Raw genomic sequence first — 25,012 nt, forward strand, 5'->3', positions numbered from 1 at the left:
CGGCCGCCCCTCGGCGGCCGGGCTACGCAGGCCGCTCCAGGGCCGGCTCCGGATCCCAGGCCGCCGCGCACAGGGCCTCGGACACGGCGGCCGTGTACCGGGCGGCGGCAAGCCAGTGGGTGGCGAAGCCGTCGGTGTCGGCGGGCAGCAGCCGTCCGAAGGAGTCGCGCCCCCGCTCGGCGGCCGAGGCCCCGAGGGCGGTGAGGAGACCGGCGGCCGTGGGAAGCCCGCCGCGCCGGATCCTGCGCGCCTCGTCGCCGAGGTCGCCGAGCATGCCGAGGGCGGCACGCCCCGCCGTGACCGCCTGTTCCACACGGCGCTCCAGGAGATACAGCGGCGAGTGCGTGTCGGTGACGCCGTGGTGCGCCGGGGCGGACGGGCCGTGCGCCGCGGGTACGGCGGTGGTCCGGGCGGGGATGTCGGCGCGGCTCAGCCGGTCGAGGCCGAGGTCGACCGTGCCGTCTCCAGTGGGGTGCGAGCAGGCGAGGAGTGCGAGCCGGGGGTGGAGGGCGGGGACCATCCGGCCGATGATCCTCAGCCGTGTCCCCGGCGCCGAGGCCAGCAGCGTCAGATTGTCGCGGTGGGCCAGGGCGGGCTCGTCGTCGGCCGCGGCCAGCCGGAGGACGGGGCCTCCGCCTTCGCACCGTACGAGGAGACAGGCACCGGCCGGTTCCTGTACGGCGCCGAGCAGTTCGACGTCCAGGAACAGCAGATCGCTGCCTCCTCCGGCCGGTTCGGTGTAGCGGGCGGTGGACCGCAGGGCGCGGGCGGCCTGCCGGGCCGGCGGGGTCCGCCACAGCGCGGCGAGCGGCGCCTCCGTCCACGCGACGCCCCGCGCGGTGACGGCCTTGACGTTCTTCCCGGCGCCCAGTCTGCCGTCCGGCGAGACGGTCGCCCCGGAGACGGCCAGACCGGCACGGCCCAGTTCCCGGTGGGTGACCGCGCTGTCCCCCAGGCGTACGGCCCGGTCCGCCACACCCACGGCGCGCCCGACGCCGCCCGGTGCGACGTCCCCGACCGTGAAGAGGCGGCCGTCGGCTCCGGCGACCCAGGTGCGGACGCCGCCGAGTCCCGAATCGGTGACCACGGGTTCGGTGAACAGTCCGTAGAGGCGCAGCGAGCCGTCCGGGCTGTACGGGCGGCGGGCCCGGCCGCGCACGGCGGCGAGCTCGGCCCCGGTCGCCCGCTCCACCCGGTGTGCGGTGCCCAGGAGTTCGCCCAGGGCCGTGACCAGATCGGCGGTGCGGTAGGACGGGTCCCCGGCGCGGGCCGCGCGCAGCAGCGTGACGACGGAGATCGCCGCGCCGGCGGCACGGTGCAGCTGCCGGAGCCTGGCCGTGTGCGCGGCGCGGAGCAGCACCGCCTGGGTGACGGCACCGGCCCCGTCGACCCCCGCCTCCAGCACGGCGGCCCCGGCCGACCACAGCGCGGCGGCCGCATCGCGTTGGGCGCGGGTCGCCACGTCGGTGCCGGGGGCGGCGTCCGGGGCGGGGGCCGGGGGCGCGCCGTCCGCGGCCGGCGAGCGGTCGGGCTCGTGGGCGGGGCCGGCCGACGGGGCGGCGGACTCCGCGGCCCGGTCCGACACCGTATGCGGCGGGGAGGCGGCGGTCGTGTCGGCCACCCGCTCCGCACCTGGCTCCGTCCCCGGATCCGCCGTCTGCCCCTGGGCCGGTTGCGTCTGCTGTCCCTGAGCCGGTCGTGTCTCCTGTCCCCGGGGCGAATCCGCCGTCGGCTCCTCCTCCGGTTCTTCCGTCGGTTCGGCCGCGGGGGCGGTGCATGCGGCGGCGGCGCGGTGGACGCAGGCGGGGGCGAGCAGGCAGCCGCAGGTGATGGCGTCCGCGGTGGCCACGAAGCCGCCGGGGGCGTGCAGGCGCAACTCGGTGTCGTCGTCGACCGCGACGGTCACCGTGTCCCCGTCCCGGTGCACCGGCCGGGCGGCGAGCTTGGCGACCGCCGCGTCCAGGCGCTTGCGCAGCCGGGGCGAGAGGTCCTCCACGAGCGAGGCCGTCACCTCGGGTGCGACGGAGGGCAGCAGGGCGTCGGTCATGCGGTCTTCTCCCCGATCCAGCGGGCCAGTTCGAGCGGGCTGAGCGCCGCCACGGGCATTCCGGCGGCCACGAGCTGCCCGGCGATGCCCGTCGAGTAGCGCGGCCGGCCTGCGTCGTCGAGGCTCGCGCATCCGAGCACATGGCAGCCGGTGGTCACCAGGGCCCGCACTTCGGACAGCAGACCGCCGAGCGGCGCCCCCTCCTCGAAGTCGCTGATGACCACGACGAGGGTGCGTGTCGGCACCGTGATCAGACTGCGGGCGTGCCGCAGCCCGGCGGCGATGTGTGTGCCGCCGCCCACGCTCACCTCCAGAAGGAGCGAGAGGGGGTCGTGCACATGGTCGGTGAGGTCGACGACCTCCGTGGAGAACGCCAGGAAGTGGGTGCTCAGCGTGGGCACGCCCGCCAGGACGGACGCGGTCAGCGCGGACCAGATCGTGGACGCCTCCATCGATCCGGAGACGTCGGTGACCAGGATCAGCCGCCAGTCCGCCGACCGGCGGGCCCGGCTGCGGAACACCGGTTTCTCGGGGATCACCTGGACCGTGCCGTCCGCCGTCCGCCGGGCGGTCGCCAGGTTGGCCCGCAGCGTACGCGGCAGGTCCAGCCGGCCTCCCGGGCGGCGGGTCGGCCGGGCCGTCATCGAGCCGGTGAGCGCGGGCCTCAGTCGGGTGGCGAGCTGACGGGTCAGCTCCTCGACCAGTCGGCGCACCAGGGGCCGGAGCGCCGCGATCCGGGCTTCGGGGAGCCCGCCGGCGTACCGCAGGATCGTCCGCAGCAGCTCCACGGACGGGGTGGCGGCAGCCGGGTCCAGCTCGGTCAGCACGTCCTGCCGTCCCGTCCCGGCCGCGGCGGCCAGGACCTCCTCCCGGACACCGGGGCCGAACAGCGCGGCCAGCTCCTCGGACCACTCGCGCACCCCGGGGAACGACGGTTCACGCCCGCCGCGCGTACCCGGCCGCCCGGTCCCCGGCAGACCGCCACGGGAGCCCTCCCCGTGTCCCGCGCCGTACAGCTCGTCCAACGCGGTCGCCAGCCGGGCCGCCCCCGCCGCCATCTGCTCCGGCCTGCGCCCGAGCACCAGCCGCCACCGGTCGGCGGGCACCAGCGCCCGCACCGCGCCGCCCTCGCTCACGCGCACTCCCCCGCGGCCCGCTCCGGCGGACCGGCCGGACGTCGCGCCGGGCGACGCCTCGTCGCCCGGATCGGTGGCCGCCGCGTTCCCCGGCGCACCCGGACGGGACGTCTCCAAGGGCGAGTCGGCCGTTTCCGGGGACTCGGCCGCAGCACCGTCGCGCGGCCCTTCCGCCGGAGTGTCGGCGGAACCGCCGGTGACCGGCGACCCGGCCGATGCCCCTGAACCGGACGTGCCCGCAGGCACGTTACCGGTGCCCGGCTCCCCTGCCGACGCGTCCGATGCGTCGGATGCGTCCGATGCGTCCGATGCGTTCGATGCGTCCGATGCGTCCGATGCGTCCGATGCGTCCGATGCGTCCGACGGAGACGCTCCCTCGGGCGTGCCCGGACCGGGCGCCGCTTCCTGCGGGTCGTCCGCCGACGCGTCCGCCGGGGGTGGTGGGACCGGCAGGTCCAGGGCGGCGAGGAGCGTACGGGCCGTGAGGTCGGCGGCCGTGCGGCGGGCCAGTTCGGCCGGATCGTCCGCGTCGAGGGTGCCGACCCGTTCGCCGAGGCGTTCCTCGACCATGTCCAGGAGGCGGTCGCGGGCCGCCGGGCTCAGGGTGTCGAAGCCTCCGCGCAGCGCGGGCAGCCTGGCGAGGAACGCCGCGTCGTCCAGCTCGACGACCCGGCGGAGCAAGGGGTCCAGGGCGTCGCCGACGACGGTCAGGAGCGGGCCGGCCACGGTCAGGACGCCGGTGAGGCGGGCGGTGAGCGCGGACCGGGAGGCGCTGTCCACGGCGCCGTCCACCCAGGAGGCAACGCGTCCGCCGAAGCCGTCGGCGTCCTCGTGCCCCATGAGCACCCTGATCGCTCCGGCGGCCGCCGCGATCAGCGGGGTGCCGTCGGCGGCGAGCCGGGCGAGGGCGGCGGTGAGCCGGATCCCGCCCAGCCGGTCGGCCCGCTGGGCCAGTTCGAGCAGGGCACGGGCGTCCTCGGGCTCCTCCGAACCGGTCAGCCCCTCCACCTGGCGGACCGCGGCGGAGGTCAGCATCTCGGCCGTCCGGCCGGTCCGCCCGGCCCGGACCGTGTCTGTTTCTGTGTCTGTTTCTGTGTCTGTGCCACCGGGGACCGGGGCGTCGTCGGGCGCGGCCGTGACCGGCAGGTGGCCCGCGTCGATGCGGTCCAACAGGGCGAGCCCGGCGAGGAGTTCGGGCAGGGTACCGCTCGACGGGAGCACGGATGCCAGCTCCGCGAGCCGTTCGTCGGCGAGGGCGGGGAGCCCGCATTCGGCGGAGTCGGTGAGGCCGCGGACGACCTCGGCGGACGTCGGGCCGCCCGCCCGGCGCTCGGCCGCGTGGCGCTGCCGCAGCGTGCCCTCGGCCGCCTGGGCCGCGGTGACGCCGCGGACCCCGGCCGCGGTGAGCATCGCGGCGGTCGCGGGGGTCCACCGGACCTGCCAGCGCGTGGTGATCCCCTCGGTGCCCGCCGCACCGGTCACCCCCTGCTCCTCGGCGTACGGAATGCCGCACACCGCGAGTCTGCGCAGCAGCAGTTCGCGGCGCCGGTCGAGAACGGAGCGGGCCGGGTCCAGCCGGAGGTCGCGCGGCTGCTTGGCGTGCGCGTCGTCCGGCCCGGGAAGGGACAGGGCCTCGGTCTCGGCCTCGACGGCGGGTCCCAGGCCACCGCGCGGGGCGGCGGGTGTGGGCCGCCCCGTCCGGTCCCCGACGAGCACGCGTTCGAGGGCCTGGGCGACGGCGCGTCCGGTGCCGTAGGTCTCGCCGCGTCCCAGCACCGTCTGCACGGCTTCCAGGAGTTCGCCACGTCCCGGGGCGGGCAGTCCGCGCAACCGGGCCAGGTCGCCGGCCACCCGGACGACCTCGCGTCCGTCCGCCGGTCCGTAGGGATGGCCCTGCTCCCGCAACGCGGCGCAGACCCGGACCGCCGTACGGACCAGCGCCTCGTCCAGCGCGGCCGGGTCCCCGGCGGCGTCGAGGACGGTGTGCTGCCATTCGGGGTCCCGGATCCCGGCCGGGTATCCGGAGCGCGAGTCGAGCAGGGCGTAGGTGTACGGAACGAGGGAGACCGTGCATGCCGCGTCCCCGGCAGGGCCGTCCGTGCGGACGTCCGACCCACGGACGTCCGACCCACGGGCGTCCGACTCACGGGCGGTCGACTCGTCGCCGGTCGGCTCGTGGATGGTCGGCTCGTGGACGGTCGTCCCCGGCCGGCCGTCGGCGGGCGGCCCGGCCGTGGGGTCGCCGGCCGGGCCGGTCCCGTGCGGTCCGGGTCCGGTGTCCGGCCCGTCGTACGCCGGGGTTCCGGGCACGTCGTACGACGGGGTCCCCGGCCCGTCGGACGCCGGGGTCAGCGCGTCCGTACCGGCGGGCAGGAGGGCCGGGGTGTGGAAGGCCCCCACCACCACGGCGGGCCGCCGCCCGTCCGCCAGTGCCTCGGCGATGTGCCGGCGCATCCGGGCCTCGCGCGCCCGGTCCGTACGGGACACCCCGTCTCGGGCCTCCGCCTCGCGACGCAACGCCCAGCCGGTGAGCAGCGCGGCACGACGGATCGACTCGGGTGCCGAGCCCGGGGCGTGGGCCTCGACGAGGCGGTCCCAGAGGTCGTCGCCGTCGCGGCCGGTGAGCCCGGACCGGAGGGCGTCGGTGAGGCCGTCGCCCTCCGCGGCCGCCGTCTCGGGGGCGGGGGACGGGGCGGGGGCGGCGGAACCGCCCTCCGCCCAGGCCCTGTCGGCCAACGGGAGATCGCAGGCCACGGCCGGGACGCCGTTCCGCGCCGCCCAGCGCAGCGCCACCAGTTCGGGCGAGAAGTCGGCGAACGGGTAGAAGGCCGGGCCCCGTTCGCCCGGTGTCCCGGGGCCGGCCCCGGTGGCGGGGACGGCGGCCAGGGCGACCGGGGCCCGGGTCTCCTCATGGGCGAGGAAACCCAGCCAGGGCTGGAACTCGCCGGGCAGTTCGACGAGCAGGACATCCGGGGCGGCCTCGTCCAGCAGCGCCGGGAGCGCCGCCGCCAGCGAGGGCGCGTGGTGGCGTACACCGATCAGGAACGGTGCCCCCGGGCCCGTCGCCGCGAGCGCCGCCACCGCGGCCTCGGGAACGGCGGGCCCGGCCGTCAACGACTGGCTCATCCGTCAGTTCTCCAGCACCGCACGCAGGTCCCACAGGGCGCGCCAGGTGGCCGTCCCCTGTTCCGCGCGCCTGCGGACCGGGCCATCCCAGTACCCCAGCAGCCGGGCGGCGTCCGCGGGGTCGTCCTTGCGGACGACCCCGAGCAGATGGCCGGGCAGCAGGGAGAGCACGTCCCGGTCGCCGGGGAAGTAGGCGGCGGCCAGCCCGAGGGCGCCCGCCACGGACACGGCCTCCGCCGTACTCATCACCGTCGAGGGGCGCTCGACCTCCCAGCCCTCCACGGAACGGCCCTCGCGCAGGTCCCGGAAGGCGGTGACCAGGGCTTCGAGGACCGCGTCGTCCACCTGGTAGGCGGCGCCGACGCGTTCGACGGCGGCCTTCGCCTGGCGCCGTACGAGCGCGGTCTCCGCGTCCACGTTCCCGATGGGGCCCACGGTCTCGAAGTTGAAGCGGCGCTTGAGCGCGGCGGACATCTCCGATACGCCCTTGTCGCGGAGGTTGGCGGTGGCGATGAGCGTGAACCCGGGCGCGGCGTGCACCTGGGCCCCGGGGCCGCCCGCGAGTTCGGGCACGGCGATGCGGCGCTCGGAGAGCAGGGACACCAGGGCGTCCTGGACCTCCGGCAGACAGCGGGTGATCTCCTCGACGCGGGCGACGGCTCCCCCGGTCATGGCGGTGAGCACCGGCGACGGCACCAGGGCCTGTTCGGTGGGGCCCTGGGCGAGCAGCAGCGCGTAGTTCCAGCCGTACTTGAGCTGGTCCTCGGTGGTGCCCGCGGTGCCCTGCACGGTGAGCGCGCTGGTCCCGCAGACGGCCGCCGAGAGGAGCTCCGAGAGCAGGGACTTGGCGGTGCCGGGCTCGCCCACGAGGAGGAGTCCGCGTTCCCCTGCCAGGGTGACCACGCACCGCTCGACCAGGGCGCGTTCGCCGACGAACTTCTGCTCGATCACGAGACGCGCGGGTATGCCGTCCGCGGCCCGGGTCCCCTTGGGCAGGCCGAGGGCCTCGCCCGCGCTGCCCATGACGAAGGTGACGACGGCCCTCGGGGTGAGGAGCCAGCCGGGCGGCCGGGGTCCGGTGTCGTGGGCGGCGAGGAAGGCCAGCTCGGTGGCGTAGCGGTCCTCGGGCGGCGTGACCTGGCGGTGCTGTTCCTGGCCTGAGGCGGCGGCCCGGCCGGGGGCGCCGTCCGTGGTGGTGGTGCCGTTCATGGGAGGGGTGCCGTTCCTGGTGGTGTCGTTCGTGGCGGTGGTGTCGTGCGTCATCGGCGGCGGCCCTTCCGGGACGCGCGGGTGTCCAGTTCCTCGAAGCCGGGGGCGTCGCCGCCCCGGACACGGGCCCAGGCGGTCGCGTACAGCGCGGGCACGGACAGGTGCGGGAGAGTCCGGGAGGAGCCCGTCACGGGGTACAGGCTTTCCTTCCAGGTCTCCAGCGGCAGTCCGGGTGCCGACCGTTCGAGCCAGCCGCAGGGGAGGAACAAGGTGCGGCCGGCCCGGGAGCGCTTCGCCTCCACGACCAGGTCGGTGGCGGCGAGTTCGGCGCGGGCCTTCTTGACACGGGCGGGCTTCCACCCGGTCCAGCGCACGCAGTTGCGGTCGGTGGGGTCGGGCAGGGCGAGCAGCATCAGGTAGAGGGCGGCGGCGTCCGCGCTCAGCCCGAGCGTCCCGGCGGCCTCGGTCACCAGCTCCGGCACCGTGCGGGTGGGGTCCTGGGCCGGGTGGTGCGGGGTGCCGTCCGGGGCACCGGCCGAGACCATCGCGTCGGCCTCCTCGCCCAGCAGGGCGCGCAGGGCGTGCAGGTCCTCCGTGCCGTGACCGCCGACCGTGCCCTCGACGAGGCCGAACGCGGGATCGTCGGGGCCCGTCAGACCGGCCGGGCGGATCAGCAGTTTCTCGCTGTCCCCGTGGCCGGGAGCGAGGAGCAGCGCCTCGCCGGCGCGGACCAGTCCGTCGGAACCGGCGCCGCCGGACTCGGCAAGTCCGTAGGCGGCGCGGACCACGGGACCGATGGAGCCTCCCGACTCGGTCCAGTCCATGCCGAGTTCCAGCACCAGGGCGGGGTCGGCGAGGCGGGCGCGCAGCGCCGCCAGTCCGACGGGCAGGTGGGCGCGCAGCGGGTGCCCGTAGGGCAGGGCATAGGCGAGCGCGCGCAGCGCGGTGTACGCGGACGTGAGTTCGCTCCGCGCGCCGACGCGGAGCAGTCCCTTGCCTCCGGTGCCGTCGTCCGCCTCGGTGCTCCGGGTGAGCCACTTCCGGGAGCCTGTGTTGAGGATCAGGTCGATCGCGCCGTGCGTGGTGCCCGACAGGTCGAGGTCCAGGTCCTCGGGGACGCGGACCAGGGCGGACAGGCGTTCCTTCCAGACGTCGGCGGCGGCCCGGACGTCGGGGCCGTCGGTCCAGAGCGCCGCCGGGTCCTCGGGCAGCAGGGCCCTGATCACGGCGTGCGACGCCTCGTGGGGCAGGGCCTCGACCCTGGACCGCGCGGCCTCGAAGGCACGGGTCTTGGCCCCGAGCAGCGCGAGCGCGTCCGCGCCGGGCTCGCTGATGGCCGCCGACAGGAGGGCGACGGACTGGAGGGCCCCGATCCCGGTGGCCTCGTGGAAGGCCTCGGCGGCCTCCGGGCGCCAGGGGGCCGGTCCCTGTTCCCGGATCAGGGAGGTGCAGCGGGTGAGGCGGTCGCGGGAGATCCCGTGCCGGTACACGTGCTCGTGGTCCAGGGTGAACCCGGGGACGGGGCCGAAGGCGCCGCTGGGATCGTGTTCCAGGGCGAGCCAGCGCACCTCTTCGCTCCAGTAGTAGCGGCCCCGGTCGGCGACGATGACGATCGTGCGGTCGCCCTTGCGCAGCACGTGTCCGAGCCGCTGGGCGGACTCGGGCCGGCCGCTGGACCCGGAGGCCTCGGGCACCGTCTCGACGAGGTCCACCCGCCGGAGCGTGCCGGCCGGGCCGGCCAGCGGGCCCGCGGCCAGGGCGTCGAGGAGTTCCACGAGGCCGGCACGGTGTGCGGGCAGGGTGGTCTCCGAGGCGGCCCGGAAGGCCAGTTCGGGCAGCAGGTCCAGGACCGCGGTCCAGGCCATGGCGTCGCCGGGCACGGTGTGCTCGTCCCGCTGCCAGCCGTCCGTGGGCGTGAACGGGACCTTGGAGGAGATCGCCGGGCCGAACGCCGGCGCGCCGCCGAACACATGGTTCACGGCGAGGATCTGCTGGATCGCGCTCCAGCGCTTCCCGCCGCCCCACCAGCCGCCGTACATCCGGTCGGGGCCCCATGCGGAGGCGTTGCGCAGGGTCTCGTCGTCGGCGTGCTCGGGCTCGCGGTCGAAGAACATACCCTTGGTGCGGGCGGTGTCCCGGGGTGTCGTGGGCTGCACGGGCGCGGGCGGTTCCACGAACCGGAGCGCGGAGAGCGAGCGGTCGACGGCGGTCCACACGAAGGCGGCGACGCCCGCGAGGAGCCGGGGGTCGGTCACTTCGGGCAGCAGTCGGGCGACGGCTTCCCTGCTCATCTCCGCGGCCGAGGGCCCGGTGTACTCGTCGGTGTCCCGGACCGCCTTGTGGTGGCGGACGACCGCCTCGGCGACCGCGTCGAACAGTTCCTCCACTCGGGCGTCCGTCAGGGCGCGCAGCGCGGCGGAGCCCTGCTCGTCCCTCGGGCGCAGCGCGTGCCAGTAGGCGAGCGGGGGCAGGTAGGGCGTGCCGACGGCGCCGTCGCTGCCGAACGTGCCGGGGCTGACGGACCAGAGGGTGCCGCCGGTGCCGTCCGTGTCGGCGGGATAGGCCTGCACCGTGCGCTGGTTCAGCGCCACGACCGTCCGTGCGCCGCCGGGCAGGGCGAGGGCGCCGAGCGGCACCGGTGAGGTCCCATCGGCCAGCGGGTGCGGCAGGGTGACCGTCCTGCCGTCGGGGGTGCCGGCGACGACGCGGTGCCCGTCGGCGGGGTCGGCCGTGCCGGGTTCGGTGACGGTGCGACGGACCCAGCGGCCGAGGATCGTGCCGTCCGTGCCGAACGGGGTGGTCTCCAGGCCGGGCTGGAGCGGCAGCACCTCGCACTCCGCGGTGAGCAGCCGGGATCCGTCGCGCACCGCCGAGCCGAGGAAGGCGGGGAGGGAGGCGCGTCCGTGCGTGCCGGTGACGGGGTCGTACTCCAGCCATACCTGCTGGGTGCCCTGACGGCCCTCGCGCCAGTAACCGGTGCCGTCGGAGATGACGGGGCGCTGGGGCGGGAGGACGGTGTCCCCCGGGTGCAGGGCCTTGCCGCCGGTGGCGCGGCCTCCACCCGGGAGCGGGACGCAGACCTCGGCGCTGGAGCCGTAGCCGCCCCAGCGGGGAGTCTGTTCGCCGGTGACGGTGAAGATCTCGGTGGGGCGGTGGGACCAGTAGCCACGCTGTTTGCCCTCGTCCCACCAGATGACGAGCAGTTCGCCGTCGACGTAGCGGAAGGCGAGCGCGCGCCACTGGTCGGCGGGGCCGGGGATCTGGAGGGTGTGGTGCAACAGGACGCCCTCCGGGCCGACGACCACGGCCCGTTCCGTGGTGTTGAGGATCAGCGCGGGCCAGGCGCCGGTGATGCGGACGCCCTGCGATCCGTGGTTCCTGCGGTTCGCGGCCTCGGTCTCGGCGATCAGTTCGGTGTAGGTCTCGTCGAGTGCCGGCCAGCCGAGTTCGTCGGGGATGCCGGTGCGCAGGGTGGTGGCGAGCACGGGCAGGATGTCGCGCTCCTTGATGACGCTCACCGCCTCGGGGGCGACGTCGGCGGCCACGGCGCGGAAGGCAGAGAGCTTGTGGAGGGCGACGCGCAGGCCGGGGAGTCCGGCCGCGGTCCGGTACTCCTCGGCGCCGGCCGTCAGCCATTCCCTGAGGATCTCGGAGAGCACGGGGTGCTCCGCCAGCCTCGTCATACCAGCGGCGCCGAGCCCCTGGCCGCGATGGCCGCCGATGGCGCCGATGGTCCGGCGCAGCAGGGCGCGGAAGACCGGCCGGGCGGCGACGGCGCCGAGGTCGCGTGCGCCGGGCGTGGTGTCGGTGAACCAGGGGACGAAGGGGACACCGGAGCTCTGTGCATGGTCCGAGTCCAGGTCGTCCGGTTCGGCGACGGGGACGCCGGAGGCGAGGCAGAGGTCGAGGAGGTCCAGGTCGGCGTTGCGCTGCCAGCGGCCCTGGAACAGTTCGACGGGACGTCCGTCGGCGCGCAGCCGGTCCGCCATACGGGCGGCCAGTTCGAGGGTGTGCGGGCTGCGGCCCGCCGTGGCCCGGTTGCGGCGGCGGTGCGCTTCCCAGCGGGCGAGCCAGTCCGCCGGGGAGACGGGCCGTTCGGTGGCGGGGTCCTCGCCCGCGGGGGCGTCCGGGAGGGCGGTCAGCAGATCCTCGGCGCCGGACTCGGCGAGCAGTGCGAGCCAGCCGCGTTCGCCCTCCATGTCCTGGCCGCTCTCGCTGAAGGTCTCGGGGAAGAAGCCGAGCAGCCGGGCGCGTACGGCGGCGTCCTGCCGGGCGAGGGCGAGCAGTGCGGGCCGGTACGCCGTCCAGAACGAGGCCGGGGCGCGGACGACGCCCGGGGAGTCGATCAGATCGGCCACCAGGTCGCGTTCGGCCGCCTCGCGGTCCAGCCCCGCGGCCTTGACCAGTGCGCGTACGTCCTGGGGCAGCGCGGCGTACGGCGGCATGCCGGCCGCGCAGCGTTCGACCAGCAGACGGCGGAACTGGGCCCAGGCGTCCTCCGGTGCGAGCCGGGCCACCAGGTCGCGCACGTACTGGCGCAGCGCCTTGACGGTCAGCGCGCCGGCGAAGGCGAACTCCAGGAAGACGGCCCGCTGCCGGTCCTCGTCCACGGCGAGTCCGTGGACCCGCTCGGCCTCGCGGGCCTTGCCGAAGAAGGAGGCGGCGTAGCTGGTGTTCTCGGCCTGGAGGAAGACGCGGGCCACCTGCTCGTAGTAGGTGGGGAGGAAGTGGGGAACGGCCCGGCCGAGGCGGGTGCCGAGGGCGTCGAAGCCGTCCTTGGCCGCTCCGGCCCGGGTCTTGGCCTGGCGGCCCAGCCGCTCGATGTCCTTGACCAGCGCGAGGGCGTGGTGCCCGTTGGCCGGGTCGTTGACGAGGGCCCAGGCGGGGAAGCCCAAGGTCTCCCTGCGGACCTGGCCGACAACGGGGGCCTCGGCGGTCCGGGCCAGTCCGAGGAAGTCCAGGGCCAGGTCCTCGGCCTCGCCGAGGGTGCCGGGCACGAGCCGGACCACCGCGCGGTCGCCGAGGGCCGTGTGGGTGTAGGTGCGTGCCGTCAGGGTGTCGGCGTCGTCCCGGTCGGTGGTGCCGGCGAGCAGGATCGCGCCGGCGTCCAGCAGGGCCGTCGCGCGGGCCTCGGTGAGGGGCTCCCCCAGGGGGCCGCGGGGCGAGGGCACGGCGGCCGCCGTGGTCGCGTGGGTGTTCGTCGTCGTGGTGCTCATGCCGCCCGCTCCTCGTCCGCCAGATCGCGGCCGGCGTAGAGCGCCGCCGCCATGCGCATGCCCTCGGACCACGCGACGGGGCCGACCTCGGCCGCCGTCAGCGCGCGTCCCGTGGGATCGGTCCAGCCCAGCGGGCCCGTCTCGGTGTCGTAGGCGTCGTAGCCGTCGTGCTCGCCGATCCAGATGCGGGCCTCCGCGGTGGACCCGTTCTCGACGACGGGGCACACCGCGTATCCGCCGCGGACCCGGTAGCCGAGCTGGGTGGCGCGGCCGTGCAGGAAGCGCAGCTCCTTGAACGCACCGCCGGCGTACGTGTCCACGGACGTGGTGTCGGGGGCGAGCCCCTCCGGGCGGTGCCACACCTCGCGGAACAGCTGCTCCACGTTCTGGCTCACCCCGAGCTCGACCGCGAACTCGCGCAGGTCCTCCAGGTCGTCGAGGAGCACGGGGTGCGGCACGCTGACGACGTCCGGGGTGATGCGGACCGTGTCGCCGTCCAGGTCGACGAGGCCGAGTCCGCGGTCGGGGTCGACATCACGGAGGAATCCCGCGACGCCGCCGTCGGCTCCGGTGACGACCGTGTCCCGCAGCGCCTCCTGCCAGGCCGGATCCGGCCAGACCCGCGCCAGCACGGCGGTGGGAACGGGCAGCGACCGCACCATCCACTGCTCGACGTCCGTCAGGCACCGCTGCTCGTGCCGGGTCAGCCACTCGGTCAGCTGCCGGAGGCCGACGACCGCCGGATCGTCCTTCAGCTTGGCCGGAACGGACTTCAGCCGCCGGCCCTTCTCGTTGCGGCAGACCACCTTGCCCGCCTCCAGGGCGACTTCGTAGTCGCCCGCAGGAACCCACCCCATGCGCTGTTCTCCCCGTCGTTCCCGACGGCCGCCGGACCGGCGGCACGCTGATGAAACCCGTCGGCGGCAACACACCGTGACGAGTGAGAGAGACTCTAGGTGCCGCCACTGACAACGCGGATCTCGGGGACGGGGACCGGTCCACGACCGTTACGTGAACGCGAACCGACCACGCGGATCGCGCGAGCGCGTGCATGGCGTCGCGCAGCGGGCGGGTGGGAAGCGGGTGGGAAAGTGACGGACCGTGCTTCGGGGCCGGGCGTCCGTCAGCCGGCCGCTCGTGGTGAACGGCGGCCCGGGAGGGGAGACGTCACGGGCCGGCCCGGGGGGAGAGACGTCACGAGCCGGCCCGCGGAACTGCCGCCCGGCCCGCGGAACTGCGGCCCGGCCCGGGTCGGGCGACCGCCCGGCCCCGGTGGAAAACCCGGCCGGGGGTGGCGGCCGCCCGTGCGCCGGCCTGGAGGCGCCGGCCGGGCCCCCGCGTCAGAAGCGGTGGGACGGCCGGACGCTGAACAGTTCGGTCCGCAGCGCGGGCGTTCCGTCGACGGGTGCGGGATCCTCCGCGGTCGGCACGATGCCGCCGGCGGCGACCTTGTCGAGGGTCTTCAGGCCGTCGGGGCCGACCGTGCCGAAGACCGTGTAGTCCGGCCGCAGCACGGAGTCGCCGTACACGACGAAGAACTGCGAACCGTTCGTGTCCGGACCGGCGTTGGCCATCGCCAGCAGGCCGCGCCCGTAGAGGCGACGGGTGCCGGTCGTGTCGCCCGGCACCGTGGGCAGGTCCACGGGAAGCTCGTCCTTGTACTTGTAGCCGGGTCCGCCCTCGCCCGTGGCGCTGGGGTCGCCGCACTGCAGGACCTTGAGCGTGGGATACGCCGTCAGCCGATGGCACACGGTCCGGTCGTAGAACCGGTGCCGCGCCAGGTGCACGAAGCTCTGCACGGTGCACGGCGCCTTCGCCCGGTCCAGCCGCAGCGGGAGCGCGCCCTGGCTGGTGCGGACCGTCGTGGGAACGGTGCCGTGCGCGGGGGTGTGCCGTGGATCGCGCGGCAGGGGAACGCGACGCGCCGCGGGCTCGTCCGGGGTCTCGGTGTACTGGCACGGACCGTGCGTGGTGCGCGGCGTGGTGGCGGAGCCGGAACCGGAAGCGGAGGCGACGCCGCCCCCGGACGCCACCAGTGCCACCGCGACCACCGCGGTCATGAGAGTTCGGCCCATGCTGCACACCCTCCAGAAGATCGCCCGGTTTCGGAGCGGTCGCAGTCTAGGGCGCGACCCGACGGGCGAGAACCCGCCCGTCGGCCACATCCGCCTGACGGCCTTCGGCCACGCGGTCCGGCCGGTTCCCGTGCGCGCTGCCCGGTTCCGGTGCCGTACGCCCGCCCCGTTTCGTGCCGCGCCCCGGGCTGGCCCGGCGCACAGGCCCCCCGGAACACCGTCAGCACCCCGGGGACCCGGCCCGGCGCCCGGGGTGGCTGACGGTGCGTCCGGACGCGATCGGGGCGTCCGGCACCACGTGCCGCTCCGGCACGGCGGTCAGGAGGTGTTCAGGGCCACCGTGGGATGCAGACGGGACGCCCGGACCGCCGGATAGAGTCCCGCGATCACGCCGATGACCAGGGTCGCCGCCACACCCCCGGCCAGGGACTCGGGCGGGACCACCGCCGTCCAGCCCTGGACGTGTGCGAAGCCGTACGTCGCGGCCGTGCCCAGGAGCGCGCCCGTCACCCCGCCGAGGGCGGAGAGCAGCAGCGACTCGGTGAGGAACTGGAGGCGGACCGCGCCCCGGGTCGCGCCCAGCGCGCGCCGGAGCCCGATCTCCTGGCGGCGCTCCAGTACGGAGATGACCATGGTGTTGGCCACGCCCACCCCGCCGACCAGCAGGGCCACGGCGCCCAGTCCGAGCATGAGTGTGGTCAGTCCTTCGTCGGTGGCGGTCTTCGCGGCCAGCGCGTCCGAGGGGCGGGAGACCTTGATCCCGCCTTCCCGGCCGGGGTCGACGGTGCGGGCCAGGATCGCCCGTACGTCCTCGACGGAGGCGTCGGTGGAGCGCTCGAAGACGGTGGTCGGATGCCCGTCGAAGCCGAAGTACCGTTCGGCGGAGGGGAATCCGACCATGGCCACACGGTCCAGGGCGGGGACCAGTTCGAGAGGCTTCAGGATCCCGACGACGGCGACCCGTATGTCGTTCATCATGATCGTCTCGCCGGTACGGGTGATGCCGAGGCGTCGCGCGGCGAGAGAGCCGAGCACCGCCGTCGGCAGCCGTTCGGAGGCCGGGTCCAGCCAGACGCCCCGGGACACCTCGCCGCCGAGAGCCGCGAGGAGGTCGCGGCGGACCGCCTGCGCGGTGACGCCCGCGGAGCGCTCCTCGGGGACCACGTCGCTCCGGCGGATCCGGGCGTCGATGTCGGCGGAGGCGGTGGCCTGCCGCACCGGGCCGATCCGCTGGACCATCGCCACCGCGTTCTTCGGGAGCTTGATCTCCTCCCCGGTGGGACTCCTGCCGGCCTCCGCCGTGAGCAGATTGGTGCCGAGGCGGTCGAGCCGGGCCATCAGGTCCGCGCGGCTCGACTCGGACAGGCCGACCACGGCGACCATCGTCGCGATGCCGATGGCGATGCCGAGCGCCGAGAGCACCACCCGGGCGCGCCGCGCGCGCAGCCCCACGGCGCCGACGCGCAGGACGTCGCCGGGCGAGAGCCGGGCGGGCCGGAGACCGTCTCTCATGACGTCCCCTCCGACGCGCCGGTTCCGTGCCCGTGCGGGGACGGCGGGCTGCCCGTGTCCGACACGATCTCCCCGTCCCTGAAGCGCACCCGCCGCGGCAGCGCCTCCGCGATCTCCTGGTCGTGGGTGATCACGCAGACCGTCGTGCCGCCCGCGTTGAGCTCGCGCAGCAGATCCATGACGATCCCGCCGGACGCGGTGTCGAGCGCCCCCGTGGGTTCGTCCGCCAGGAGCAGCCGGGGCTCGCCCACCAGCGCGCGGGCGATGGCCACCCGCTGCTTCTCGCCTCCGGACAGTTCGTGGGGCGTGTGCGAGGCCCGGTGGTCCAGTCCCACCCTGGCCAGTGCCTCCCGTGCCCGCACGCGCCGTCGCGCGCGCGGGATCCCCGCGTAGAGCAGCCCGTCGGCGACGTTGTCCACCGCGTCGCGGCCCGCCGCCAGGTGGAAGTGCTGGAACACGAAGCCGATGTGACGGGCCCGCAGGGCCGAGAGCCGGGCGTCGGACAGTTCGGCCACGGGGTATCCGGCGATCCTGACCGTGCCGCCGGTGGGCTTGTCGAGGGTGCCCATGATGTGGAGCATCGTGGACTTGCCGGAGCCGGACGGGCCGACGACGGCGAGCAGTTCGCCGGCCGTCACCGCGAGGTCCACCCCGCGCAGGGCGTGGACGCCCCCGGGGTACGACTTGGTCGCACCCCGCAGTTCGACCACCAGCGGCTCCGGGGGCGCGGCCGGGGCGTGCGTCCCGGGTGCGGGGAGTGCCGTCATGACGCCGCCACCCCGACCTTCATCCCCTCGCGCAGTCCGGCGCCGCTGACCTCGATCCGGCCGTCGGCGGTCATGCCCGTCTCCACCCGTACCATCCGGGACGTGGCGCCCTGGACGATCTGGAGTCCGTAGCCGCCGTTCTCGCCCCGCAGGGCCACGACGGCCTCCACGGGAACCGCGAGGACGTTCCTGCGGGCCTCGCTGACGAAGCGCACGCTCGCGCTCGCCCGGGGGTCCTCGCCGGAGGCGGCCTTCGCCCCGCCGTCCAGGACGACTTCGACGGTGATGCCCTCCTGGGACGCGTCCTCGGAGGCGCCCGCCTCGGGGCGTACCGTCCCGGCGACCTTGCCCGTGACGGTACGCCCGCTCGGCAGGGTGACCTCGACCTTGGTGCCGGAGGCGGTCAACGCGGCGTCGGCCGTCTCCAGTTCGGCCCGGACGACGGGCTGGGGAGAGGCCACGGTCAGCACCGTGTCGCCGGGCGCCACACGGTCGGCGAGCGCCGCGTCGGCGGAGACGACCTTGACCGGTCCGGGCTGGAAGACGACGTCGCCGGCGCCGACCCGGCCGGTGGGCTGCCGGTTGAGGGACTTCTGCCACCGTTCGACGGCGGCCGCGGTGTCCGGGCCGTACCAGACGTCGGCGTACAGACCGGATCCGTAGCCCAGTTCCCTGAGGTTGCGCTCCAGTTGGAGCACATCGCTGCCGCGGTCGCCGGTCTTCATCTCGCGGAACATGGGGACCGGGCCGCGCAGGAGGGTGACGGGCTTGTCGTTCAGCTCGTACAGCGCCTGTCCGGCGGTCACCGTGGAGCCCTCGGCGGCGGCCACCGTGACGGTGCCCTCGACGGCGGCCTTGACCGGGCGGCGCCGTGCGAAGTCGAGTTTCCCGTCGACCGTCGTGGACCGTACGAGGTCGGTACGGACGACGGCGGTGGTGGCGGGCGGCAGATCGCCGCCGGCGGCCGGCGCGGAACCTCCGGCCTCGCCGAGCAGCAGCACGCCACCGGTGGCCACGACGCCGGCCGTGCCGAGTGCGAGGAGTGCGGTGCGTCGTCTCACTGCATGCCTTCCACGCTGTCGATCAGCTTCGGCCGGCAGGTCTCCTGCGCCTTCTTGTACGTGGGCGAGCCGACGTCGAGGACCGGCGAGGCCGGATTCGGGTCACCGCCCGGGATGGCCTGGCCGCCGTTCATGGTCGGGTTGGTGAAACGCGAGACGCCGTTGTCCCGCATGCACGTGGCGTGGGCGAGCATCGACTCGTACGCCTTCTGCTGGTCGACCTCGGGCTCCACGTCCATGGCGGCCTGCATCTCGGGGACGCAGACGCCGTTCCTGCCACCCTTCCACGCCTCCTGCTCGCCGGACCGTTCGACGACCTTCTCGATCTTCGCCCAGTCGAGATACCCGCTCAGCTTGGGGTCGGGGTAGTCCTTGTAGCCGCCCTTGGTGCGCATGCACCGGACGTACGTCAACTGGGCGTCGTAGTAGGCGCTCTTGGCGGTGGGCCGGGGGGTCGCGGTGCCTCCGGCGGCCTCGGGCGTCCCGGAGGAGGGGCCGGCGGACGGGACGTCGGCGATGGGCGGGCTCTTCTCGTTCCCCGCACCGGAGTCGTCGCCGCAGGCGGCCGCGAGCACGAAAACGGGCAGGGTCATCAGGGTGGCGGCGCGCAGCCGCAGGGCGGCCCGGGGCCGCGTTGCGTAGCTCATGGGTCCCACGGTCACCACCCAGCGTGATGGGCCGTCCATGGTTCCATGATGGGAACGTAACAATGCTCTGACCTGCGCCTTCCGCTGCCCCGAAGGAGCGTGGAGCGGTGCGGTGGACGCCCATAATCGTGCTCATGCCGCATGTGCTGCTCATCGAGGACGACGCGTCGGTACGAGACGGAATGGAGTTGGTGCTGCGCCGGCACGGGTACGGGGTGGACACCGCCGCCACGGGTGAGCAGGCCCTCGCCCTGCTCGACGGCCCGGACGGCCGGAAGGTCGAACTGGCCGTGCTGGACCTGATGCTGCCCGGGATGGACGGCTTCGAGGTGTGCCGACGCATCCGGGAGCGGACGGCCGTCCTGCCGGTCATCATGCTGACCGCGCGCGGCGACGACCACGACATCGTGACGGGGCTGGAGGCGGGCGCCGACGACTACGTGGTCAAGCCGGTCACCGCGCCCGTGCTGGAGGCCCGCATCCGGGCCGCGCTGCGCCGGGTGGAGCCGCCGACGGGCCGTGACCGGGCGAGCGACCACGCCGGGCTGGTCATCGACCGTGCCGGACTGACGGTCACCCGTGACGGCGTCCCCGTTCCGCTGCCGCCGGTCGAGTTGCGGCTGCTGCTGGAGCTGTCGGCCGCGCCCGGCCGGGTCCTCAGCCGGGAGCAGCTTCTCGAATCGGTGTGGGACCACAGCTTCCTGGGCGACTCCCGGCTGGTGGACGCGGCGGTCGCCCGGTTGCGGTCCAAGCTGGAGGACATACCGGCCAAGCCCCGGTTCGTGCAGACCGTGCGGGGCTTCGGCTACCGCTTCGGGCCGCTGTGAGACGGGCGGCCGGGCGCGCGGGCGGTGGCGCCGTACGCCCGAGGCGCTTCACCGGCGGGTTGCGTCTGCGGCTCGTGCTCACCTTCGTCGTCGTGGCCCTGCTGAGCGCGGCGACCGCGACCGCCCTCGCCTACCGGGACGCGCGCACCGCCGTCCTGCAGCGCACCCAGAACGCGACGGTGAACGACTTCCGGGCCCAGGTCGGCACGGTGGCCGCCGATGTCGACCTGCCGCCCGACCAGGAGTCGCTGTCCCGGTTCGCGGCACGGGTCTCGGAGCGCGTCGGCGGGCGCACGGTCGTCGCCCGCTACCGGTCCCTGTCCGCGACCTCCGACACCTTCGGCGCCGCGACGCCCTGGATCACCGCGGGCCTGCGCGCCTCCGTGGCGGCCGGCGACCGCATCGCCTTCCAGCGGGTGCGGTGGCAGGGAGAGCCGTACCTCGTCGTCGGCACCCCCGTCCGCTACGTCGACGGGGACCGTCGCGCCTCCGGCCTGGAGGTCTACACGCTGACCGATCTGCGGGCGGAGAGCGCGGACACCGCCGCCCTGCTCGACTCCGTACGGAACGGCACCGTGCCGGTGATCCTGCTCGCCGCCGTCCTCGCGCTGCCGGCGGCCGGGACGGTCCTGCGCCCGGTGCGCAAGCTGGGCCGGGCCACCCGCGGGCTCGCCTCCGGCGATCTGGGCAGCCGGGTCGAGGTCACGGGGGGCGACGAACTCGCCGACCTGGCCCGGACGTTCAACGAGACCGCCGACGCGCTCCAGGCGTCCGACGCCAGGTTGCGCGAGCAGGAGGCGAGGGCACGCCGTTTTGTCGCGGACGTCTCCCACGAACTGCGCACCCCTCTCGCGGCGATGACCATGGTGGCGACGGTCCTGGAGGAGGACGCCGGCCGGCTGCCGCCGGACGCGGCGCAAGCGGCCCGCACCGTCGGCGCGGAGACGGCCCGGCTCGCCCGGCTGGTGGAGGACCTGATGGAGATCTCCCGCTTCGACGCCGGGGCCGTCCGGCTGAACGCCGCCGGAACCGATCTCGCCGCCGCCGTCCGGGCCTCGCTGGCGCTGCGCGGCTGGACGGACCGGGTCCGCACCGAGCTCCCGGCCGAGCTACGCGCGGTGGTGGACCGGCGGCGGATCGATGTGATCGTGGCGAATCTGGTGGGCAACGCGCTGCGGCACGGCGCCCCGCCGGTCACCGTGACCCTGCGCACCTGCCGCACCGGGGACGCGGAGTGGGCGCTGCTGTCCGTCGCCGACCACGGCCCGGGGCTGCCCCCGGAGGTGCGCGAGCGGGTCTTCGACCGCTTCTACAAGGCGGACGCCGCCCGTACGCGCGGCGCCGCGGACGACAGCGGGCAGGGCAGCGGCCTGGGGACGGCAATCGCGCTGGAGAACGCCCGGCTGCACGGCGGCACGATCGAGGTGACGGACGGACACGGGCCGCCGGACCCGGACGCCCGGACCACCCCGGCCGGTGGCGGACGGGACGCCGCTCGCGGCGCGGTGTTCACACTGAGACTGCCCCTGCGACGCCCGGAAGAGGACACGGCATGCGCATAGTGCGGCAGGGGGTCCTGGCCACCGCGCTGGGGATCGCCCTGATGGGATGCGGGGTCCAACCGACCGGCGTGATCGGGGCGGGTGAGCCCGCCTCCGGTCTGACACGCGGGATGCGGCTCTACTACGTCGCGTCGAGCGGGTTGCGGCCCGTGCCGCTGATCGACCGGGAGATCGGCCCGGACATCGGCTGGGTACTGAAACTGCTCCTCGACCCTCCCGAGGGGCTCGTCAACCTCCTCCAGCTGGGCGGCTACACGGTCTCCGTCCGGGGCGCCCGGGTCACGGTCGAGATTGACGGCTCCTACGGGGGAACGGGCCGCGACCTCGGGACGGGCCAGATGGTGTGCACCTTGGCGAGCGCCCGATCCGCGGCCGCCCCGGGGACCGACAGCGACGAGGTGGAGGTGGTCCTGTCGCCGTCGAAGGGTCCGGAACAGGGGCCCTACCGGTGCGCGGACTACTTCGTACGGTGAGACGCCCCGTCGTTCCGGGCGGCCGGGGCACAACATCGCCCGCCGGCGGACCGCCCGCGTGCCGCGCGCCGGTGTCCGGATGTGACAGGGAACCGTCATTGCGGCCACCGGCCCGGTTGACGACGATGGAGACATGTCCCCCGCCCACCGCGTCGTCATCGCGGTCTTCCCCGCAGTCGACCTGCTCGACGTCTCAGGTCCCGCAGAGGTCTTCGCCCTGGCCAACCGGGTGTCCGGGGGCCGCGCCGGTTACGAGGTGCGGCTGGCCGGTCCCGAGGCGGGCGAGGTGCGGACCTCGGCCGGGGTGCGGCTGCTGACCGACCTGACCTTCGACGAGGTGGGCCGGAACGTCGACACCCTGCTGGTGCCCGGCGCGGTCGACATGACCGCCGACGGGCCCGTCGCCCGTATCGACGCGGACATCGTGGCGTGGGTGCGGGAGACCGCCCCGCACGCCCGGCGGGTGGCGTCCGTGTGCGTGGGCGCGCACCTGCTGGCCGCGGCGGGAATCCTGGACGGCATGACGGCGACCACCCACTGGTCGACCGCCGCCCAGCTCGCGGCCGCCCATCCCGAGGTCACGGTCGACGCGGACCCGATCTTCGTCCGCTCCGACCGGGGCCGGGTGTGGACCGGAGCGGGGATCAGCGCCTGCCTGGACCTGTCGCTCGCCCTGGTGGCCGAGGACATGGGCGAGGACACCGCCCTGGCCGTCGCACGGCAGCTGGTGATGTACCTCAAGCGACAGGGCGGTCAGAGCCAGTTCTCCGTACCCCTCAGCCGACCGGCCGCCTCGCGGCGCGACATCGACGCACTGCGGCTGTGGATCGCCGATCACCTCGACGAGAACCTCTCCGCGCCGGTGCTCGCCGCACGTATGCGCCTGAGCGAACGGCACTTCGCCCGGGTCTTCAAGCAGGAGACCGGCCTCTCCCCCGCCGCCTACGTGGAGTCCGCCCGCGTCGAGACCGCCCGCCGGCTCCTCGAAACCACCGACGACCCGCTCGAACGGGTGGCGGCCGCGGCCGGTCTCGGATCCGCGGAGACCCTGCACCGCGTGTTCCGGCGGCAGATCGCCACCACCCCCGCCGCCTACCGCCGCCGCTTCCGCACCGGCGCGGCCTGACCGCAGCGGCCCCTCCCGCCCCGCCGCCACCGGCGGCCTCCCCGCACCCGGGCACCGCGGACACTCCGCCGTGCCCTCCTACAGAAAGGCACCACCATGACCGTCAACCAGCCCTCCGCGACGCTCCGCGAGGTCTCCGGCCTGGACTCCCGGCTTCCCCGCCTGAGCGAGTCCGTCCTGATTCTGATCGACGTCCAGAACACCTACCGCACCGGTGTCATGGCCCTGGAGGGCGCCGAGGAGGCCGTCGCCGCCTGCACCCGCCTGCTGGAGCGGGCCAGGGCTGCCGGCACCCCCGTCGTTCATGTCGTCCACGACGGCGGTGAGGGCTCCCCGTACGACATCCGCGAGCACATCGGCGCCCTCAGCGACGAAGTGGCCCCCCGGGACGGCGAGACGGTGGTCGTCAAGCAGTTCCCCAACTCCTTCCACCGCACGGACCTGGAGAAGACGCTCACCGCCCTCGGCGCGGAGCCCGGCAGCGGCAAGGACCTGGTGCTCGCCGGGTTCATGACCCATATGTGCGTCACCCACACCGCCCAGGGCGCCTTCAACCTCGGCTACCGGCCCGCCGTCGTCGCCGAGGCCACCGCCACCCGCAGCCTCCCCGCACCCGACGGCACGATCGTCCCGGCCGCCGTCCTCAAGACCGCCGCCCTGACCGCCCTCGCCGACCTCTTCGCGCCCGTCGCACCCACGGTGGACGCCCTGCCCGCCTGACGGGACCACGAGGCCGGCGCGGTACGCGGCAGCCCGTCGAAGTCAAACCCGTCCCTGCACGCTCAGCGCGATCCGCACGGTCCCCTCGGCGTCCGGCTGCGCGAGCCGCCAGCGGCATCGGGCGGAGCCGGAGAGCGTGGTCCCGTCGTCCGTCCTGAGGGCGCGCGCCCGGCAGCCGGGAATCGTCACGGGTCAACGCCGGGACAGGAGGGCGGCGGCTCCCGTGCCGTCCGGGAACCGCCGCCCTCCGTGTCAGGGGCTACGGGGTGACGCAGCCGATCGAGCCGACGGGGAAGTCATTGCCCGTCGAGGTGGCCGTGAAGCCGAAGGTGACACTGCCGTCCGGTGGGATCGACCGGTTGTAGTCGGCGTTCCTCACGGTCAGCGTGCCGTCGGACGCGGTGCTCAGCACCCCGCTCCACACGCTGCTGACCGTGGTGCCGGCGCCGGGCTTCCACTGAACGGCCCAGCCGTCGAGCGCCGTCGTGTTGTGGTTCATGACCTCGACGGAGCCCTGGAAGCCGCCGCTCCAGGAGTTGGTCACGTTGTAGACGGCCATGCACCCGGTGTGCGGCTCGGTCGGATCCGTCGGGTCCGGGGTGGGGTCGGTGGGGTCCGGGTCGGGGGTGCTGCCCGAACCGCGGATGCCGGTGACCTCGCCGTGACCGCCGTCGAAGACGATGTCGGAGCAGGAGAAGAAGTTCTCCTGGCTGTCCGAGCGCACCCACTGGATGAACATCACCGCGTCACCCGAGCGGCCCGAGGGCAGCGTCAGGTCCCAGTAGTAGTGACCGCCGTCGGTGCCGGGCGAACCCACCTGGGGCGGGTTGTTCACGGTCTGGATCAGCTCCAGGTCGTCCCAGCCCAGTGCGGTGGTGGGCGAGTAGCCCGGCTTGGAGACGTACACCCGGAACGCACCCGGGTGCGCGGCCCAGTTGCTGTGGTCGACCTCGATCGTGGCGCCCGAGGTGAGGTGCGTACGGGGCCAGTCACCGCGCGGCGCGTTGTAGCCGGTGAAGTCGTACGGGGAACGGTCGCCGGCACTGCACAGCGTGCCGTCCGGCACGTAACCCTCGCCCCGGCCACCGGCGTTGGAGTCGAGCACGGCGAACCAGTTGTACAGGGAGGTCGCGCCGCTCTCCGCGAGCGCGGCCTTGCACGCGGGGTTGGTCGGATCCAGGGAACCGGTGCTGGTCTTGGCGTCCAGCCAGCAGAGGTAGGTGCGCGACCCCGGTGACATGGCGACACCGTGGGCCTGCGCACTGCCCTGACCCAGCAGGGTGAAGGCGATGCCGCCGAGCAGTGTCGCCAGTACCGCCGCCAGGGAGGCGAGTTGTGTTCTGCGTCGTGCCATGGTGTCTCCTTCTGCGGGTGCGGGGGCCGTGGGGAAGATGGAGGCGTACAGGTGGGAGCGCTCCCATATATGCGTTGGTAGGGGACTGTAGAAGGAGGTCGTGTCCCTGACAAGCCTCCGGACAGCATCGGCCGAAACGGTCCGCGGCTCGACG

At 74.8% G+C, this 25,012-nt stretch carries 16 protein-coding genes; 5 read left to right on the plus strand and 11 right to left on the minus strand.

The genetic code is table 11. The features are described 5' to 3' along the window. Window positions 1-22 precede the first annotated feature (22 nt). From ACFVDM_RS30550 to ACFVDM_RS30595, 10 genes are all read right to left on the minus strand, one after another. Window positions 23-2,047: a hypothetical protein gene (locus tag ACFVDM_RS30550; protein WP_383647921.1), complete on the minus strand. Its 2,025-nt coding sequence runs from the start codon at window positions 2,045-2,047 to the stop codon at window positions 23-25. After that, entirely contained in the window at window positions 2,044-6,309 is a 4,266-nt protein-coding gene (locus ACFVDM_RS30555; protein WP_383647924.1) for a DUF5682 family protein, read from the minus strand. The genes ACFVDM_RS30550 and ACFVDM_RS30555 overlap by 4 nt, the downstream gene beginning before the upstream one ends. Before the next feature lie 3 nt (window positions 6,310-6,312). Beyond that, entirely contained in the window at window positions 6,313-7,572 is a 1,260-nt protein-coding gene (locus ACFVDM_RS30560) for an AAA family ATPase (protein ID WP_383647926.1), read from the minus strand. Continuing rightward, window positions 7,569-12,734, minus strand: a complete 5,166-nt coding sequence (locus ACFVDM_RS30565; RefSeq protein WP_383647927.1) for a hypothetical protein — start codon at window positions 12,732-12,734, stop codon at window positions 7,569-7,571. The genes ACFVDM_RS30560 and ACFVDM_RS30565 overlap by 4 nt, the downstream gene beginning before the upstream one ends. Continuing rightward, the gene (locus ACFVDM_RS30570; protein ID WP_383647929.1) at window positions 12,731-13,591 is read right to left on the minus strand and encodes a DUF4132 domain-containing protein; all 861 of its coding nucleotides are present in this window, start codon (window positions 13,589-13,591) and stop codon (window positions 12,731-12,733) included. The genes ACFVDM_RS30565 and ACFVDM_RS30570 overlap by 4 nt, the downstream gene beginning before the upstream one ends. Before the next feature lie 483 nt (window positions 13,592-14,074). Next, window positions 14,075-14,809, minus strand: coding sequence for a peptidylprolyl isomerase (locus ACFVDM_RS30575; protein ID WP_383647931.1), 735 nt, complete (start codon window positions 14,807-14,809; stop codon window positions 14,075-14,077). A gap of 318 nt (window positions 14,810-15,127) precedes the next feature. Continuing rightward, window positions 15,128-16,321, minus strand: a complete 1,194-nt coding sequence (locus ACFVDM_RS30580; RefSeq protein ID WP_383647933.1) for an ABC transporter permease — start codon at window positions 16,319-16,321, stop codon at window positions 15,128-15,130. After that, window positions 16,318-17,088, minus strand: a complete 771-nt coding sequence (locus ACFVDM_RS30585) for an ABC transporter ATP-binding protein (RefSeq protein WP_383647935.1) — start codon at window positions 17,086-17,088, stop codon at window positions 16,318-16,320. The genes ACFVDM_RS30580 and ACFVDM_RS30585 overlap by 4 nt, the downstream gene beginning before the upstream one ends. Further along, entirely contained in the window at window positions 17,085-18,149 is a 1,065-nt protein-coding gene (locus ACFVDM_RS30590; protein WP_383647937.1) for a peptidoglycan-binding protein, read from the minus strand. Before ACFVDM_RS30590 ends, ACFVDM_RS30585 begins: the two co-directional genes overlap by 4 nt. Next, window positions 18,146-18,796 carry a hypothetical protein gene (locus ACFVDM_RS30595; protein WP_383647939.1) on the minus strand — a complete coding sequence of 217 codons (651 nt, stop codon included), beginning with the start codon at window positions 18,794-18,796 and terminating at the stop codon, window positions 18,146-18,148. The genes ACFVDM_RS30590 and ACFVDM_RS30595 overlap by 4 nt, the downstream gene beginning before the upstream one ends. Window positions 18,797-18,930: 134 nt before the next feature. Between ACFVDM_RS30595 and ACFVDM_RS30600 the strand changes: the two genes are divergently transcribed. From ACFVDM_RS30600 to ACFVDM_RS30620, 5 genes are all read left to right on the plus strand, one after another. Continuing rightward, the gene (locus tag ACFVDM_RS30600) at window positions 18,931-19,623 is read left to right on the plus strand and encodes a response regulator (protein WP_383647941.1); all 693 of its coding nucleotides are present in this window, start codon (window positions 18,931-18,933) and stop codon (window positions 19,621-19,623) included. Window positions 19,624-19,682: 59 nt separating this feature from the next. Next, window positions 19,683-21,185, plus strand: a complete 1,503-nt coding sequence (locus ACFVDM_RS30605) for an ATP-binding protein (protein WP_383647944.1) — start codon at window positions 19,683-19,685, stop codon at window positions 21,183-21,185. Beyond that, window positions 21,176-21,658, plus strand: coding sequence for a hypothetical protein (locus tag ACFVDM_RS30610; protein ID WP_383647946.1), 483 nt, complete (start codon window positions 21,176-21,178; stop codon window positions 21,656-21,658). Before ACFVDM_RS30605 ends, ACFVDM_RS30610 begins: the two co-directional genes overlap by 10 nt. 133 nt (window positions 21,659-21,791) lie before the next feature. Further along, window positions 21,792-22,784 carry a GlxA family transcriptional regulator gene (locus ACFVDM_RS30615; RefSeq protein ID WP_383647948.1) on the plus strand — a complete coding sequence of 331 codons (993 nt, stop codon included), beginning with the start codon at window positions 21,792-21,794 and terminating at the stop codon, window positions 22,782-22,784. Between the two features lie 96 nt (window positions 22,785-22,880). Continuing rightward, entirely contained in the window at window positions 22,881-23,504 is a 624-nt protein-coding gene (locus ACFVDM_RS30620) for a cysteine hydrolase family protein (RefSeq protein ID WP_383647950.1), read from the plus strand. A gap of 259 nt (window positions 23,505-23,763) precedes the next feature. Here ACFVDM_RS30620 and ACFVDM_RS30625 read toward each other — a convergent pair whose 3' ends face one another. Next, window positions 23,764-24,858 (minus strand): lytic polysaccharide monooxygenase, encoded by a 1,095-nt coding sequence (locus ACFVDM_RS30625; RefSeq protein WP_383647952.1) that lies wholly within the window; start codon window positions 24,856-24,858, stop codon window positions 23,764-23,766. Window positions 24,859-25,012: the final 154 nt, after the last annotated feature.

Source organism: Streptomyces sp. NPDC057682, assembly GCF_042799575.1.
Lineage (GTDB): Bacteria > Actinomycetota > Actinomycetes > Streptomycetales > Streptomycetaceae > Streptomyces.